This is a genomic window from Rathayibacter sp. AY1F8 (assembly GCF_002932165.1).
Lineage (GTDB): Bacteria > Actinomycetota > Actinomycetes > Actinomycetales > Microbacteriaceae > Rathayibacter.
Genome location: NZ_PSVB01000013.1, coordinates 13,201 through 26,128, shown reverse-complemented (window position 1 = coordinate 26,128; position 12,928 = coordinate 13,201). Strand labels below are relative to the sequence as shown.

Sequence of the window (12,928 nt, the reverse complement as noted above, 5' to 3'; positions counted from 1 at the left end):
GCGGAGGGTGAGCGCTTCCGGTCCGCTCTGGCTGCGCGCCGCCGCTGTCAGCTACTCCGCCAACTGCGCCCTCGGCACCGCCGTCGCCACCGGCGCTCTCCGCACGGGCCGCTGGCACTGGATCCATCACGCGCTCTACATCTGCACGTCGACGCTCACCGCTCTGGCCTGGGCGACGCTGCGACGGTCGGACACCCGCGCCGCGTCCGCGCTGGCTCCCGCCGCCGTCCCGCTGGCGGTGATCCCCTTCGCGGGGACGCACGGACGTCGGCACCCGGCGATCGCGCTGGCGGCGGCTCCGTTCGTGCTCGCCGCTCTCGGGCGGACGCGGCGGCCGGCGCGGCGCCGAGGAGTGCTCCAGCGTCTCGGGGCCGGGTCAGCCCTGCGCTGACGCGCCCCGGCTTCTAGCGCGGGGGCTCGACGTCGCGGTCGGGGTCGGAGCGGTAGGAGCGCAGCGCCTGCCAGCCCGCGATCGCGAGGATCAGCGCGCCGCAGAGCATCGTCAGCAGGTTCGGCACCGAGAAGCCGCTGCCCACGACCGAGTTGATGCCCGCGCCGAGCACGAACACACCTCCGAGAAGGTAGAAGATGACCCTCGTCTTCACCGTTCCACCGCTTCCCTCGAGCCTGCACAGGACCCTCGATGCTACCGCGCGCGCCCCGGGCCGCCGCCGCTCCCCCCTCTGCGCGATCGATCGGGGCAGGATCGAGGCATGGAGTTCCTCGATGTCGTCCGGCGCCGGAAGACCACCAACGGCGCGTTCCTGCCCGACCCCGTCTCCGAGGAGCACCAGCGGCTCCTGATGGAGGTGGCCGGCCGGGCGCCCTCGCAGCTCAACAGCCAGCCGTGGCGGTTCGTGCTCGTCGAGGAGCGCGAGACGATCGACCGGATCGCCGCGATCAGCGGCGAGAGCATGACCACCGCGATGTCGAACGGCACGTTCTTCGAGCGCTACAAGCCCTACTTCCGCTTCAGCAGCGAGGAGATGGAGCAGCGGCGCGACGGGATGCTGTTCGACAAGCTGCCGGCTCCGCTCCGCCCCTTCACGAAGCAGGTCTTCACGAAGCGCGGGCAGTTCCTGATGAACTCCCTCCGCGTCCCGCAGACGCTCGGCGAGGAGAACCGCCGGCTCGTCGCGGGATCGCCGCTGCTGCTCGGGGTGATGCTCGACCGCTCCGAGTACCGGCCGGGCGAGCTCTCCTCCTTCTACTCGGTGTTCAGCATGGGCGCCGCGATGGAGAACGTCTGGCTGAGCACGGTCGAGCTGGGGATGGGGATCCAGTTCGTGTCGTTCCCGATGGAGGTGCCGGGAGCGTGGGCGCGGATCGAGTCGCTGCTCGCCGTGCCCGACGAGCTGGAGCTGATGGCGGTGTACCGGCTCGGCTACCTGCCTCCGGAGCAGCGGCGGCCGGCGATCGACTGGTCCTCGCACCAGCGGAAGCTGCCGTCGCAGTACGTCTTCCGCGGCACCTGCGCGACTCCGCAGGAGGGGTGGGACGCGCCGGCCGGGCCGTGACGGGATCCTGAGCGGCGCGGCCGGCAGCCGGAGGTGCCCGCGCTCGCTCCCGGGCCGGCCCCGGCCGACGGGAGATCCGCGACGGAGCATCGACTCTCGCTACATGCGTCGGCTAACGTGGCGCCCAGCACGCCCAGCAGTGCTACGTCCCGTCCGCGGGACTGTCAATGGGGGTCCGGCGTGTCTCCCTCCCGATTCCCCGCACCGGGGTCCGAGCGGATACCGTCCCCCGAGGAGCCGTCCGCCAGGGCCGGCCCGATGAACGAAGGGGGCCCGTGGCCACGCTCATCTACGGACCGCAGAACCTCGAGATCGAATTCGAGGAGCGCGTCCTCGCGCACCTGAAGGTCGCCGTCCTCTCGAAGCTGCGCCGCAACGAAGCCTTCTCGCTCTCGTGGATGGAGGACGCCTCCACCGGACACGGCCGGAGCTCCGTCTGGCTGCACCCGTCGGTGCCGCTGCACTTCCGCTTCACCGAGGCGCACCAGCCCAAGCTCAACCGCGCGTGGATCGAGCAGATGCTCAGCGTCGCCAGCATGCACGGCGAGCTCTCGGTCCTGCCGGAGCCCGAGGAGCAGCGCCAGGGCTCCTGAGCCCTGCCGCTCCTGAGCCCTGCCGCTCCTGGGCCCTGCCGCTCCTGGGCCCTGCCGCTCCTGGGCCCTGCTGCCCCCTGATCGGGCGGCCGTCAACCCCGTCCCCTCTGCGGGGGACGCGAAGTACCGTCGAGAAGACGTCCCCGGAACCATCGGCGGACGTCGACGGACGGAGACGACCATGACGGACACCGCGCGAGCGACCGGCCTGCCCACCCTCACCCCGGTGCGGACCCTCCGCAAGGAGCAGCCGATCGAGCCGCGCCGCGTGCCGGACTCCGTCTCCGTCGGCTCCCAGCCGGTCATCGGCTGCCGGATCGACGTGAGCGGCCGCTCCTTCGTCGTCGAGCTCGACATGGCCGGCATCTTCCTGCGCCAGGTGCGCCGGAGCCTGCGCGAGGGCGAGGGCGGCCTCGTGCTGCTGCGCCACGTCGACGGGATCGAGATGATCCCGTTCTCGCGCGCGACGCCGTTCGACGTCTCGGACATCGTCTGCCCCGAGGGCGTCGAGCCCGCGGACGCCCGCTCGGCCCTGGGGCTCCGCGACCGCTGATCCGCGACGGGCGGGGTGCTCCGCCCCGCGCCCGCCGCTGAGCGGGATCAGGCGGGTAGCGACGCCTCGATCAGGTCGACGATCCGAGGGTCGTCGGGCTCGACCGTCGGGCGGAACCGGTGGACCGTGCCGTCGGCCGTGATCAGGAACTTCTCGAAGTTCCACTTCACCCGGCCGGCCTTGCCGTTCTCGTCCTCCGCCTTGGTGAGCTCCGCGTAGAGCGGGTGCGCCGAGCGGCCGTTGACGCGGACCTTCTCGAACATCGGGAAGGTGACCCCCCAGGTCGTCGAGCAGTACGCCTTGATCTTGTCCTCGTCGCTCAGCTCCTGGAGGAACTGGTTGCTCGGGAAGCCGAGGACCGTGAATCCGCGCTCCCCGTAGCTCTTCTGCAGGGCCTCGAGCTTCTCGTACTGCGGGGCGAGGCCGCAGCGGGAGGCGACGTTGACGATCAGCCGCACGGGCGGGTAGTCGGCGAGGGTCGACGTGGTGCCGTCGATCGTGGTGAGGGGGATGTCGGCGATCGTGTCGGGCACGGAGGGCTCCTTCGGACGTGGTGCGTCGACGCTACTCCCCGCCGCCGACGGAACCCCGAGTCGTGGAGGCGGCTCGCTGCGGGTTCCCGCGACGGTCCGGGGTTCCCTCCGCGCGCGCCTGCCTCCACCATGGGGGGATGGCCGCCTCGCAGCAGATCGTCTCGGTCGGCGGGCGGAGGCTGCGGCTGACGAACCTCGACAAGGTCGTCTACCCGGAGACGGGCTTCACCAAGGCCGATGTGCTCTCCTACTACGCCTCCGTCGCCTCCGCGATGCTGCCCCATCTCGCGCGCCGCCCGGTCACCCGGAAGCGCTGGGTCGACGGAGTGGGCACCGCCGAGCATCCGGGCGAGGTCTTCTTCGAGAAGAACCTCCCCTCCTCCGCCCCCTACTGGCTGAGCCGGACCCGGCTCGCGCACTCGTCGCGCGACGTCGAGTACCCGCTGGTCGACGACGTCGCCGGGCTCACCTGGCTGGCGCAGCAGGCGGCGCTCGAGCTGCACGTCCCGCAGTGGCGGTTGGGCTCCGACGGCGAGCGCCGTCCGCCCGACCGTCTCGTGCTCGACCTCGACCCGGGCGAGGGGGCGGGCCTCGCCGAGTGCGCCGAGGTCGCGTTCCTCGCCCGCGACCTGCTGGAGGGGATGGGGCTGGCTCCGCTGCCGGTGACCAGCGGGAGCAAGGGGATCCACCTCTACTGCCCGCTGGACGCCTCCGCCTCCAGCGACCAGATCTCGGCGGTCGCGCACGAGCTGGCGCGCGCGCTCGAGTCGGACCACCGCGACCTCGTCGTCTCGGACATGAAGAAGACCCTGCGCGAGGGCAAGGTCCTCGTCGACTGGAGCCAGAACAGCGCGGCGAAGACGACCATCGCCCCCTACTCCCTCCGCGGGCGCCTCCGGCCGGCCGCCGCCGCGCCCCGCACGTGGGAGGAGCTGGGTGCCGAGGACCTGCGCCACCTGTCGCCCGACGAGGTGGTGGAGCGGCTGCGGAGCGACGGCGACCTCCTCCGCCCGCTGCTCGCCGCCCGGGGTGCCGGGCTCGAGCCGACCCCGGAGCGGATGGCGGGCTTCGCCGCGACGGACGCCTCCTCCGACCGCTTGGCGACCTACCGCAGCATGCGCGACGCGTCGAGGACGCCGGAGCCGGTGCCCGAGGCGGGGTCCGCGGGCTCCTCCTCGGGCGACTCCTTCGTCATCCAGGAGCACCACGCGCGGCGCCTGCACTACGACTTCCGGCTCGAGCACGACGGCGTCCTGGTCAGCTGGGCGGTGCCGAAGGGCCCGCCGCTGGAGGGCGACCCGAACCGGCTCGCGGTGCAGACCGAGGACCACCCCCTCGAGTACGCGACCTTCGAGGGCACGATCCCGGCCGGCGAGTACGGCGGCGGCGAGGTGCGCATCTGGGACGAGGGCACCTACGCGCTCGAGAAGTGGCGCGAGGGGAAGGAGGTGATCGCGGTGCTGACCGGCCGCCCCGACGGCGGGCTCGGCGGCGAGCCCCGTCGCTACGCCCTGCTGCACACGGGCTCGAGGGAGGGCGCCGAGAAGAACTGGCTCCTGCACCTGATGGCGCCGGGTCCCGCTCACGGGCACGGGACGCAGCGACGGGGCCGGGCGGCCGCGTCCGCCGCGTCGCCCGCTCCCCGCCCCGCACCCTCCGCAGACCGCCCGGCCGAGGACTCCGCTCCGCGCCGCCACCGCCCCATGCTCGCCACGGCCGGACGCCGCGGCGACGTGGACCCCGGGGCCGCGATCGAGATGAAGTGGGACGGCTACCGCGCTCTCGTGCGGGTGCAGGGCGGCACCGCGACCCTCACGAGCCGCAACGGCAACGACCTGACCGCAGCGTTCCCCGATCTGCTCGCCCCGCTCGCCGAGGCCGCCGCCGACGCCGTGCTCGACGGCGAGATCGTCGCCCTCGACGCTCGCGGGCGCCCCGACTTCGGCGCCCTGCAGACCCGCGGCGGGCTGACGAAGCCGCGCGAGATCGAGGCGGCCGCCCGGTCCACTCCGGTGCACCTGATGGTCTTCGACCTGCTCGAGCGCGCAGGAGAGGACCTGACCGGGAGCGACTACGACACCCGTCGCTCGGCACTGGTCGAGCTGGTCGCCGAGAACGAGCGCGTGCACGTCCCGTCCGTGTTCGACGGCGACCTGGAGGAGGCGATGGCCACCAGCCGCACCCTCGGCCTCGAGGGCGTGGTCGCCAAGCGCCGCGACTCGCGCTACCAGGAGGGCAGCCGCTCGCGCGACTGGATCAAGCTCACCCACCACCGGCTGCAGGAGGTCGTGATCGTGGGCTGGCGCGAGGGCGAGGGCGGCCTGCAGGGGTCGGTCGGGGCGCTGCTGACCGCGATCCCCGGCGAGGACGGGCTCGCCTACTCCGGCCGTGTGGGCACCGGCTTCAGTGACCGCGAGCGCCGCGGACTGGTCGACCGCCTGGCCGAGCACGCCACCGAGGAGCCCGCCGTCTCCGTCCCTCCGCTCGAGTCGCGCGGCGTGCACTGGGTGTCGCCCGTCCTGGTCGGCGAGGTCCGCTACCGCGAGCGCACCGCCTCCGGCACCCTCCGCCAGCCGGTCTGGCGCGGCTGGCGCGCCGACAAGGCCGCCGAGGACGTCCGCGTGGAGGAGCCGGGCAGCTGACCCTCCGGTCTTCCGACTGCGAGGCCCGGCATCGCCGCTCGCGCCGCCGATCCGCTGCGGCCCCGGGCACCTCAGTCCAGGCGCACCCCGCGCAGCAGGAGGAGGGTCGCGCCGACCGCGGCACCGGTGCCGATGAGGACGCCGCCCGCTCCAGCCGCCGCCGCGAGGACGCCGAGGAGACTGGGCAGGGCGATCAGCCCGAGGCGGTTCCCGGCCAGGCGCAGCGCGAGGGCGCGGCCGTGGCGGTCGGCGGGGGTGCGCTCGATCAGCCAGGACATCGTGATGGGCTGGCCGATCCCGAGGCCCAGGCCGAGGGCGGCGACCGCGACGAAGAGGAGCACGGTCGGCGCGGGCAGGGCGACCAGCACCAGGCAGAGCGCCGAGATCAGGATGCCGCCCACCATCACCCGGGTGCGCCCGAGCCGGGCGGTGGCCGCGCCGAGGAGGAGCCGCGAGGCCATCGACGCGAGCGCGCGCACGGTGAGCAGGGCTCCGACGACGCCGGCCGGGAGCCCGCGCTCGGCGCCGAGGGCGGGGAGGTAGACGACGGTCAGGTCGACGGCGGCGACGACGGTCGCGCTGGTCAGCAGGGCGCGCGCGAGGCCCGGCACCCGGAGGAGACCGAGCGTCGAGCCCGGAGCCGCCGCCCCTTCCGCCGCGGGTCCGCGCGGGGACGGGCTGCGGATCCCCGCCGTCGAGACGAGCAGCAGCACCGCGAGGATCCCGCCCACGAGGAACAGCGGCGCCGGGTCGGGCCGCACCGAGCCGCCCGCGAGCACCGGGATGAACGCGGGCCCGATCGCCTGCCCGAGCGACGCGGCGAACGTGTAGTAGCCGAAGCGGCTGTCGAGCCGCGTCCCTCCGGTGCCGCCCGCGACGACGGTCTGCTGCCCGACCACGCAGCCCAGGTGCCCCGCGCCGAGCAGGGCGATGCCGAGGAGCAGCCCCGCGACGCTCCCGCCCGCCAGGAGCAGCACCGCGGCCGCTCCCACCGCGACGAGCGAGCCGACGGCCATCACCGCCCGGGCGCCGACCCGGTCGACCAGCCCGCCCACCGGCAGCGCGATCAGCAGCGGCACCAGCGCGAACGAGGCGCCGAGCGCCCCGAGCGCCCAGGCCGGCACGTCGAGCCGGATCGCCTGGTAGACGGCGGCCGGCCGGAGCAGGAACGCGACGGCCTGGATGAGCACGGCGTGCGCGAGCAGGGACGGAGTCGCCAGGCGGTTCCGCACGCACGCTCCTTCCCGCGGCGCTCGGCCGAGCACCCGCTCCCCCATCCTCCTCCCGGTGCCGCCGCCGAGTCGCCCGGCAAGGATCGTCCTGCCCCCTCGAGAACGGGCCTTCTCGTGCGACTCAGCCCTGCGGCGGCGGCGAGGGGAGCGCGTGCGCGGGCAGGGTGCCGAGGCGGTGCCGGCCGCGGAGGAGGAACCAGGCCAGGCCGATCCCGACGACCGCGGCGATCACGACGACCGCGCTCCAGCGCAGCTCCTCCCCGTAGACCTCGACGCGCGGCCACGCGAGGTCGACCGTCATCGCCGCGCCCCAGAGCACCGCGACGATGTTCACCGGCAGGCCCGCGCGGCCGAGCGAGAAGCGCCCGGGCGCGGCTGCGGGCCACCGGCCGCGGAGCCGGGCGATCAGCAGCGGCACCGTCACCAGCAGGTAGGCGAGGTAGATCAGGATGACCGCCACGCTCGTCACGGCCGTGAAGATCGCCGGCGTCCCGATGTTCACGACCAGGATCAGCACCGCGAGCACCCCCACGACCAGCGCCGGCGCCACCGGTGTCCCGCGCCGCGGGTCGACGCGGGCGAGCACGCGGCTGCCGGGCAGGGCGTTGTCGCGGGCCATCGCGAAGATCAGTCGGATGGCCGCCGTGTGCACCGCCAGCGCGCACACCGTGATCGCGACGACAACGCAGAGCAGGAGGACCGATCCGAGGGGGCCGCCGAGCACCTGCAGCACGATCCGCTGCAGCCCGCCCGACGCCTGCCCGAGCGCCGGGTCGGCGAGGTCGGGCGCCGAGAGGATGCCCAGCAGCAGGATGAGGCCGCCGAGGACGAAGGAGGCGGTCACCGCCCGCAGGATCGCCGTCGGCGCGGTCCGGCGCGGGTCGAGCGTCTCCTCGCCGAGCGAGCCCGCGGTGTCGAACCCGTACATCACGTACGCCGACGCGATCGCGGCGATGAGGAACGCGCCGGCGTACCCGCCCGGCGTGCTCCCGCCGTAGCCGCTGGTGTCGAGCAGCACGGTCGGCGGATGCACCACGTTCACCGCGAGCACCGCCACCAGCAGCACCGCCGCGACGAGCTCGATCAGCACGCCGACGCTGTTGATCCGGGCCATCAGCCGCACGCCGCGCGCGTTGACCGCGGTGGTGAACGCGATCAGCAGTCCTCCCCAGACCACCGCGCTCACCCCCGCGGAGCCGCCGAGCTGGAACCCGCTCCAGATCTGCGGGAGCGTCGCCTGGTACGCCAGCACGACGGCCGCGAGCGTGACCACGGACGCGGTGGCCATCAGCCAGCCCGCCAGCCAGCTCACCGTCGGCCCGGCGAGGCGCTTGCTCCAGTTGTAGACGGAGCCGGCGACCGGGTAGCGGGCGGCGAGCTCGGCGAAGCACAGCGCGACCATGAGCTGCCCGGTGAACACGATCGGCCAGGACCACCAGTAGGCGGGACCGCCGAGCGCGAAGCCGAAGGAGAAGAGCTGGAACGTGCCGGTCAGGATCGAGATGTAGCTCACGCCTGCGGCGAAGCTGCCGAAGCGGCCGATGCCGCGGGTGAGGGAGGGGCGGTACCCGAACTCAGCGGTCCCGTCGTCGACGTCCTCGGTGGTGCTCATCGGGCTCCCCCTCGCGGGCGCGCTCGTCGCACCGAGGTCAGGATGCCAGCCGCCGCCCGGGCGCACGACTCCCCCGTCCCGGGCGTCCGTCAGCGGGCGCGCTCGTCGCACCGAGGTCAGGATGCCAGCCGCCGCCCGGGCGCACGACTCCCCCGTCCCGGGCGTCCGTCAGCGGGTGCTCAGCGCTCGCCCCGCTCCCGGTGCACAGGACTCGGGCGGCCCCCGCGGACGGGAGCGGCGTCAGCCGTGCGCCGCGAGCCGGGTGCGCTGGGGCACCAGGAGCTCGAGCAGCTCCTCGACCCCGTCGACCCGCTGCGGCTCGACCGGGTGCCCGAGTCCGCACGGCTTGTAGGCGGGCGGATCCACGTTCAGGACGTGCCCGACGGGCCGCCCCTTCTCCCAGACCGTGAGGAGGAAGGCGCCGTCCCGCTCGTCGGGGGCGCCGATCTCGAAGACCCGGCCGCGCACGATGGCGCACTGCGGCTCCTTGCGCGCGAGGCGCACCCAGAAGGGATGGTCTCCGGTCATGGTGTCCTTCCTCCCCGGCCGACCCGCGGCCGTGCCCGTAGCGGTCGACCGGTGATCGTGTCGTCGGCGACCCGCAGGGCCACGGTACGTCCGCCTCCCCTCAGCCGATCAGGGGGTTCACTGCGGAGCCTCGCAGTGGTAGCGGACGCCGGTCGCATCCCGGTCCGGGTCCGGGTCCGGGTCCGCACGACGGGGAACCACTCACTGCTCGTAGGAGTCCTCGTAGTCGGCACCACTGGTCACCTCGCCGTCGCCGGGTTGCACGGGATGCTCGCCGGTGAGCGCGTCGATCCGCGCGCGCAGCCGTGCCACCTCCGCCGCGTTGTCCGGTTCGGGCAGGTCGCTCGGCGTGGTCTCGACGATGAGGGCGGCCGCGGCGTTCACGAGGAAGGTGGCATCGACCGTCCCGCCGTCGGCGCCGATCCCCGTGTACTCGACGGTGTCGGCCGCGCCCTTCGAGGCGAGGGCGACGGCGTACTCGACGAGTGCGTCGGCCGCCTCGTCCCCCACGAGGATCGTCTTGTCGGCGAAGAGGATGTGCTTCATGCCGTCCATGCTCGGCAGCGCCGGCTGCGTGGAGGGAGGAGGTTGACAGAGGACCGCCGCTGACGGAAGACCTGGACAGATCGAGCAGAGAATGGCAGGCCGGGTTGTCGGATCCCTCCGGTCTGCGGAAGGGTGGTGGCAACGGCGGGCGCCTGCCGGCCGGAGATCAGGGGCTGGAGACGCCGATGGGGAAGCTGCACTACGACGGGACCGTCGAGATCGATTTCGAGGACCGCGTGCTCGCGCACCTGCAGATCGTCATCACCGCGAAGCTGCGCCGCAACGAGTCGTTCCTGCTCAGCTGGCGCGACGACCACAGCATGGGCGACGGCCGCAGCGCGATCTGGATCCACCCCTCCCACGCGCTCCGCTACAAGTACTTCGGCGGCCGGATGCCCCGCATCAACCCCGCCTGGATCTCCGCGCTCACCGACCTCGCGAACTCCGCGGGCGGGCTGTACGTGATCTCGGAACCCGCCGAACCGGTGCGTCCTCCGGCGAAGGGCGATCAGCTGTGAAGCGCATCGACCTGATCTACAACGGCACCGCCTACACGGTCAACAACAGGAGCCTCGAGGAGTTCCGCGCCGAGGTCGAGGCCGCCCTCGCCTCTCCGACGCCGCAATGGCTGACGGTCAACTACGGCGAGGGACGCGCGAACCCGGCGCTCCTCCTCATCACGCCGTACACCCCGCTGTCGATCATCACGAACGACTTCGACGAGCTCAACGCAGAGCACGAGTAGCGGCGGACCTCGGGGAGGTCAACCACGTCGTCTGGTCGATCCGCGCCCCGTACCGTCGTGCAGGACCTCGTCGACGTCGTTCGCGGACCCCGCACGGCGACACCCGATCGACACCGCCCGCGCCCCGGCGCGCAGAACAACGGCCGCGGACACCCGGCCAGGAGCCGTGATGACAGATCCCGCCTTCGCCGTCCTCGACGACCTCATCGCCGCCCTCGAGCGTCCCGGCTCGATCGACCCCGGCCTGAGCCGCTCCGTCGCCGTGCAGGCCGCCGTCCTCCGGCTCCCGTCGCCCCGCACCATGCACCGTCCGCGCCCGACGAGCCGCTTCACGGGCCGTCGCCTCGTGCGCCCGGGCAGCGCAGCCAGGCGGGCTCCCGCGCGTCACCGCGTCGTCGTCCCCGCCGGTCCGACGGAGCGTCGCGCCGAGCGGAGCCGACGGCTAAAATGGGCGCGGTGACCGACTCCGACGCTCTCTGCGACCCGTATCTGCGCGGGTATCCGATCGACGGCGTCGCGATCTCCACGCTCGGCAGCCCCTTCGGCGGCGAGACCGTCGCCGCGAGCGACAGCACCGCGAGCCGACTGGACGAGATCCAGATCGACCTCGGCGAGGGCCCGTGCTGGGAGGCGATCCGCGCTGCCGGCCCCGTCTCGGTGCCGGACACCGGCGCGGAGGAGCGCTGGCCGCTCTTCACCGAGGCGATCGGCCCCACGGCGGTGCGCGCGGTCTTCGCCTTCCCGCTCTCGATCGCGGGGCTCTCGATCGGCGCGGTCGACCTCTACTCCCGCCGCCCCACGTCGCTCAGCGACTCCCTCCTCGGCCGGATCAGCGCCTCGACCACCGCGACGGCGCTGCTGGTGCTGGCCGCGGTGCTGCGCGACAACGAGGTCGAGGAGAGCACGAATCCGCGCTCGCGACGCGTGGTGCACCAGGCGACCGGCATGATCATCGCGCGCTACGGCAGCACGGCCGAGGAGGCGCAGCTGCTGCTGCGCGCCCACGCCTTCGCCCAGCAGCGCTCCGTCGTCGATGTCGCCTCCGGCATCGTGGCCCGGCACGACGGGTTCCCCGACCGCCCTCTCACCGCCCAGGACGACACATGGTGACGAACTCCCGCGAGCGCAGCGTCATCCAGACGTTCGTCGCCCTCTCCGACACACTGGTCGACGACTACGACGTCGTCGACTTCACCCAGACCCTCGTGGAGAGCAGCGCGACCCTCTTCGACGCCGTCTCGGCGGGGCTCGTCCTCGCCGACTCCACCGGCTCCCTCGAGGTGCTCGCCTCCACGGACGAGGACACCCGGCTGATCGAGCTGCTCCAGCTCGACAGCGGGTCGGGCCCGTGCATCCAGTGCTTCGAGACCGGGCGGCCGGTGATCGTCGAGGACGCCCGCGCCGTGGGCGAGGAGTGGGCGGAGTTCCGGACGCTGGCGGTCGAGCTCGACGTGCTCTCGGCGCACTGCGTGCCGATGCGCTCGGCGGGGACGACGATCGGCTCCCTCAACCTCTTCCAGGCCCGGCCGGGGCGGCTCGATCCGGACGACATCGCGGTCGTGCAGGCGTTCGCCGACGTCGCGACGATCGGGATCCTGCACCAGCGCGCGCTCCAGCAGAGCACGGTCACCCAGGAGCAGCTGCAGCACGCCCTCGACAGCCGGGTGCTGATCGAGCAGGCGAAGGGGATCCTCGCCTACGCCCACCGCACCACGGTCGAGCAGGCCTTCGAGGTGCTGCGGGTCCGCGCGCGAGCGACGTCGACCCCGATCACGACGCTCGCCCAGGAGATCATCCGCGACTACCGGCGCTGACGCTCCGCGCCAGCGGAGCAGGAGCGGGGCGGATCCGCGCCGGCGGCGCCGCGGCTCGGAGCTCAGTACTCGTTCTCGAGCTCCCACGTCGCGCGGGGGTCGACGTCCGAGGCGGGCACCGGTCCGCCCGCACTGTCGAGCGCGTCGAGGCGCTCGAGGATCTCGGTGCTCGACTCCGCCGCTGCGCTACCGGCCCCTGCGACCACCAGGGGGACGCCGAGCCCGACGGTGAGCGTCACGACGGAGGATGGGGCCGAGTCGTCGGCGACGCTGACCGTGCTCATCCGGTGCCGCTGCGCGAGCGCGAGCGAGTACCGGACGACGGCGTCGGCGGTCGCGTCGTCGAGGGAGAGGGAGCCACCGGTGTGGAAGAGCGTCGTCATGGTCAAATCCTCGCAGGGCAGGCGGATGGGCATGGTTCCGTCACCGGGGGCCAGGATGCGGTGCGCTCACGCTACGCCCTGGGCGCTCGGGGGTGCAGGTCTTGCGCCGAAGCGCTCCCCTGTCGCATGGTTCGCTCTCGCCGCCGGAGCAATTCCCCCATGGCTCTGAGGCGGCTCACATGTTAACGTGAACAGACGCGTCGGTCCCCTCGGCTCGACGCATCCCTCCC

At 73.3% G+C, this 12,928-nt stretch carries 17 protein-coding genes; 10 read left to right on the top strand and 7 right to left on the bottom strand.

The features are described from left to right. Positions 1-7 precede the first annotated feature (7 nt). Complete coding sequence (locus C5C35_RS10795; protein WP_104263090.1) at positions 8-391, top strand: hypothetical protein; 384 nt, start codon at positions 8-10, stop codon at positions 389-391. 13 nt (positions 392-404) lie between these two features. On the opposite strand, the gene C5C35_RS10790 is transcribed toward C5C35_RS10795, so the two are convergent. Further along, a complete protein-coding gene (locus tag C5C35_RS10790) occupies positions 405-605 on the bottom strand; it encodes a hypothetical protein (protein WP_104223776.1) in 201 nt (66 codons plus the stop codon). A 108-nt stretch (positions 606-713) separates the two neighbouring features. Here C5C35_RS10790 and C5C35_RS10785 point away from each other — a divergent pair, with 108 nt between their 5' ends. From C5C35_RS10785 to C5C35_RS10775, 3 genes are all read left to right on the top strand, one after another. Beyond that, on the top strand, positions 714-1,517 hold the full coding sequence (locus tag C5C35_RS10785) for a nitroreductase family protein (RefSeq protein ID WP_104256039.1): 804 nt from the start codon (positions 714-716) through the stop codon (positions 1,515-1,517). Between the two features lie 275 nt (positions 1,518-1,792). Then, entirely contained in the window at positions 1,793-2,110 is a 318-nt protein-coding gene (locus tag C5C35_RS10780; RefSeq protein ID WP_244229547.1) for a hypothetical protein, read from the top strand. A gap of 181 nt (positions 2,111-2,291) precedes the next feature. After that, positions 2,292-2,663 carry a hypothetical protein gene (locus tag C5C35_RS10775; protein WP_104223778.1) on the top strand — a complete coding sequence of 124 codons (372 nt, stop codon included), beginning with the start codon at positions 2,292-2,294 and terminating at the stop codon, positions 2,661-2,663. Positions 2,664-2,710: 47 nt separating this feature from the next. Here C5C35_RS10775 and C5C35_RS10770 read toward each other — a convergent pair whose 3' ends face one another. Continuing rightward, positions 2,711-3,196: a glutathione peroxidase gene (locus C5C35_RS10770; protein ID WP_244229546.1), complete on the bottom strand. Its 486-nt coding sequence runs from the start codon at positions 3,194-3,196 to the stop codon at positions 2,711-2,713. Between the two features lie 137 nt (positions 3,197-3,333). Between C5C35_RS10770 and C5C35_RS10765 the strand changes: the two genes are divergently transcribed. Then, positions 3,334-5,838: an ATP-dependent DNA ligase gene (locus tag C5C35_RS10765; protein WP_104263089.1), complete on the top strand. Its 2,505-nt coding sequence runs from the start codon at positions 3,334-3,336 to the stop codon at positions 5,836-5,838. Positions 5,839-5,909: 71 nt separating this feature from the next. Here the strand turns inward: C5C35_RS10765 and C5C35_RS10760 are convergent, their stop codons facing one another. The 4 genes from C5C35_RS10760 to C5C35_RS10745 all read right to left on the bottom strand — a co-directional run bounded on the left by C5C35_RS10760 (position 5,910) and on the right by C5C35_RS10745 (position 9,756). Continuing rightward, on the bottom strand, positions 5,910-7,070 hold the full coding sequence (locus C5C35_RS10760; RefSeq protein ID WP_159940156.1) for an MFS transporter: 1,161 nt from the start codon (positions 7,068-7,070) through the stop codon (positions 5,910-5,912). 121 nt (positions 7,071-7,191) lie between these two features. Next, a complete protein-coding gene (locus tag C5C35_RS10755; protein WP_104263087.1) occupies positions 7,192-8,682 on the bottom strand; it encodes an APC family permease in 1,491 nt (496 codons plus the stop codon). A gap of 240 nt (positions 8,683-8,922) precedes the next feature. Further along, positions 8,923-9,210, bottom strand: a complete 288-nt coding sequence (locus C5C35_RS10750) for a hypothetical protein (RefSeq protein WP_104263086.1) — start codon at positions 9,208-9,210, stop codon at positions 8,923-8,925. 201 nt (positions 9,211-9,411) lie between these two features. Next, entirely contained in the window at positions 9,412-9,756 is a 345-nt protein-coding gene (locus tag C5C35_RS10745) for a hypothetical protein (protein ID WP_146084590.1), read from the bottom strand. 185 nt (positions 9,757-9,941) lie between these two features. Here C5C35_RS10745 and C5C35_RS10740 point away from each other — a divergent pair, with 185 nt between their 5' ends. The 5 genes from C5C35_RS10740 (at position 9,942) to C5C35_RS10720 (ending at position 12,315) form a co-directional block, all read left to right on the top strand. After that, positions 9,942-10,274: an ATP-dependent DNA ligase gene (locus C5C35_RS10740; RefSeq protein ID WP_104223784.1), complete on the top strand. Its 333-nt coding sequence runs from the start codon at positions 9,942-9,944 to the stop codon at positions 10,272-10,274. Next, entirely contained in the window at positions 10,271-10,501 is a 231-nt protein-coding gene (locus C5C35_RS10735) for a hypothetical protein (RefSeq protein ID WP_104226801.1), read from the top strand. Before C5C35_RS10740 ends, C5C35_RS10735 begins: the two co-directional genes overlap by 4 nt. 169 nt (positions 10,502-10,670) lie before the next feature. Further along, positions 10,671-10,961, top strand: coding sequence for a hypothetical protein (locus C5C35_RS10730; RefSeq protein WP_104263084.1), 291 nt, complete (start codon positions 10,671-10,673; stop codon positions 10,959-10,961). After that, positions 10,958-11,611 carry a GAF and ANTAR domain-containing protein gene (locus C5C35_RS10725; protein ID WP_104351715.1) on the top strand — a complete coding sequence of 218 codons (654 nt, stop codon included), beginning with the start codon at positions 10,958-10,960 and terminating at the stop codon, positions 11,609-11,611. The genes C5C35_RS10730 and C5C35_RS10725 overlap by 4 nt, the downstream gene beginning before the upstream one ends. Further along, positions 11,605-12,315 (top strand): GAF and ANTAR domain-containing protein, encoded by a 711-nt coding sequence (locus C5C35_RS10720; protein WP_104239019.1) that lies wholly within the window; start codon positions 11,605-11,607, stop codon positions 12,313-12,315. The genes C5C35_RS10725 and C5C35_RS10720 overlap by 7 nt, the downstream gene beginning before the upstream one ends. 62 nt (positions 12,316-12,377) lie before the next feature. On the opposite strand, the gene C5C35_RS10715 is transcribed toward C5C35_RS10720, so the two are convergent. Continuing rightward, a complete protein-coding gene (locus C5C35_RS10715; RefSeq protein WP_104223789.1) occupies positions 12,378-12,698 on the bottom strand; it encodes a hypothetical protein in 321 nt (106 codons plus the stop codon). Positions 12,699-12,928: the final 230 nt, after the last annotated feature.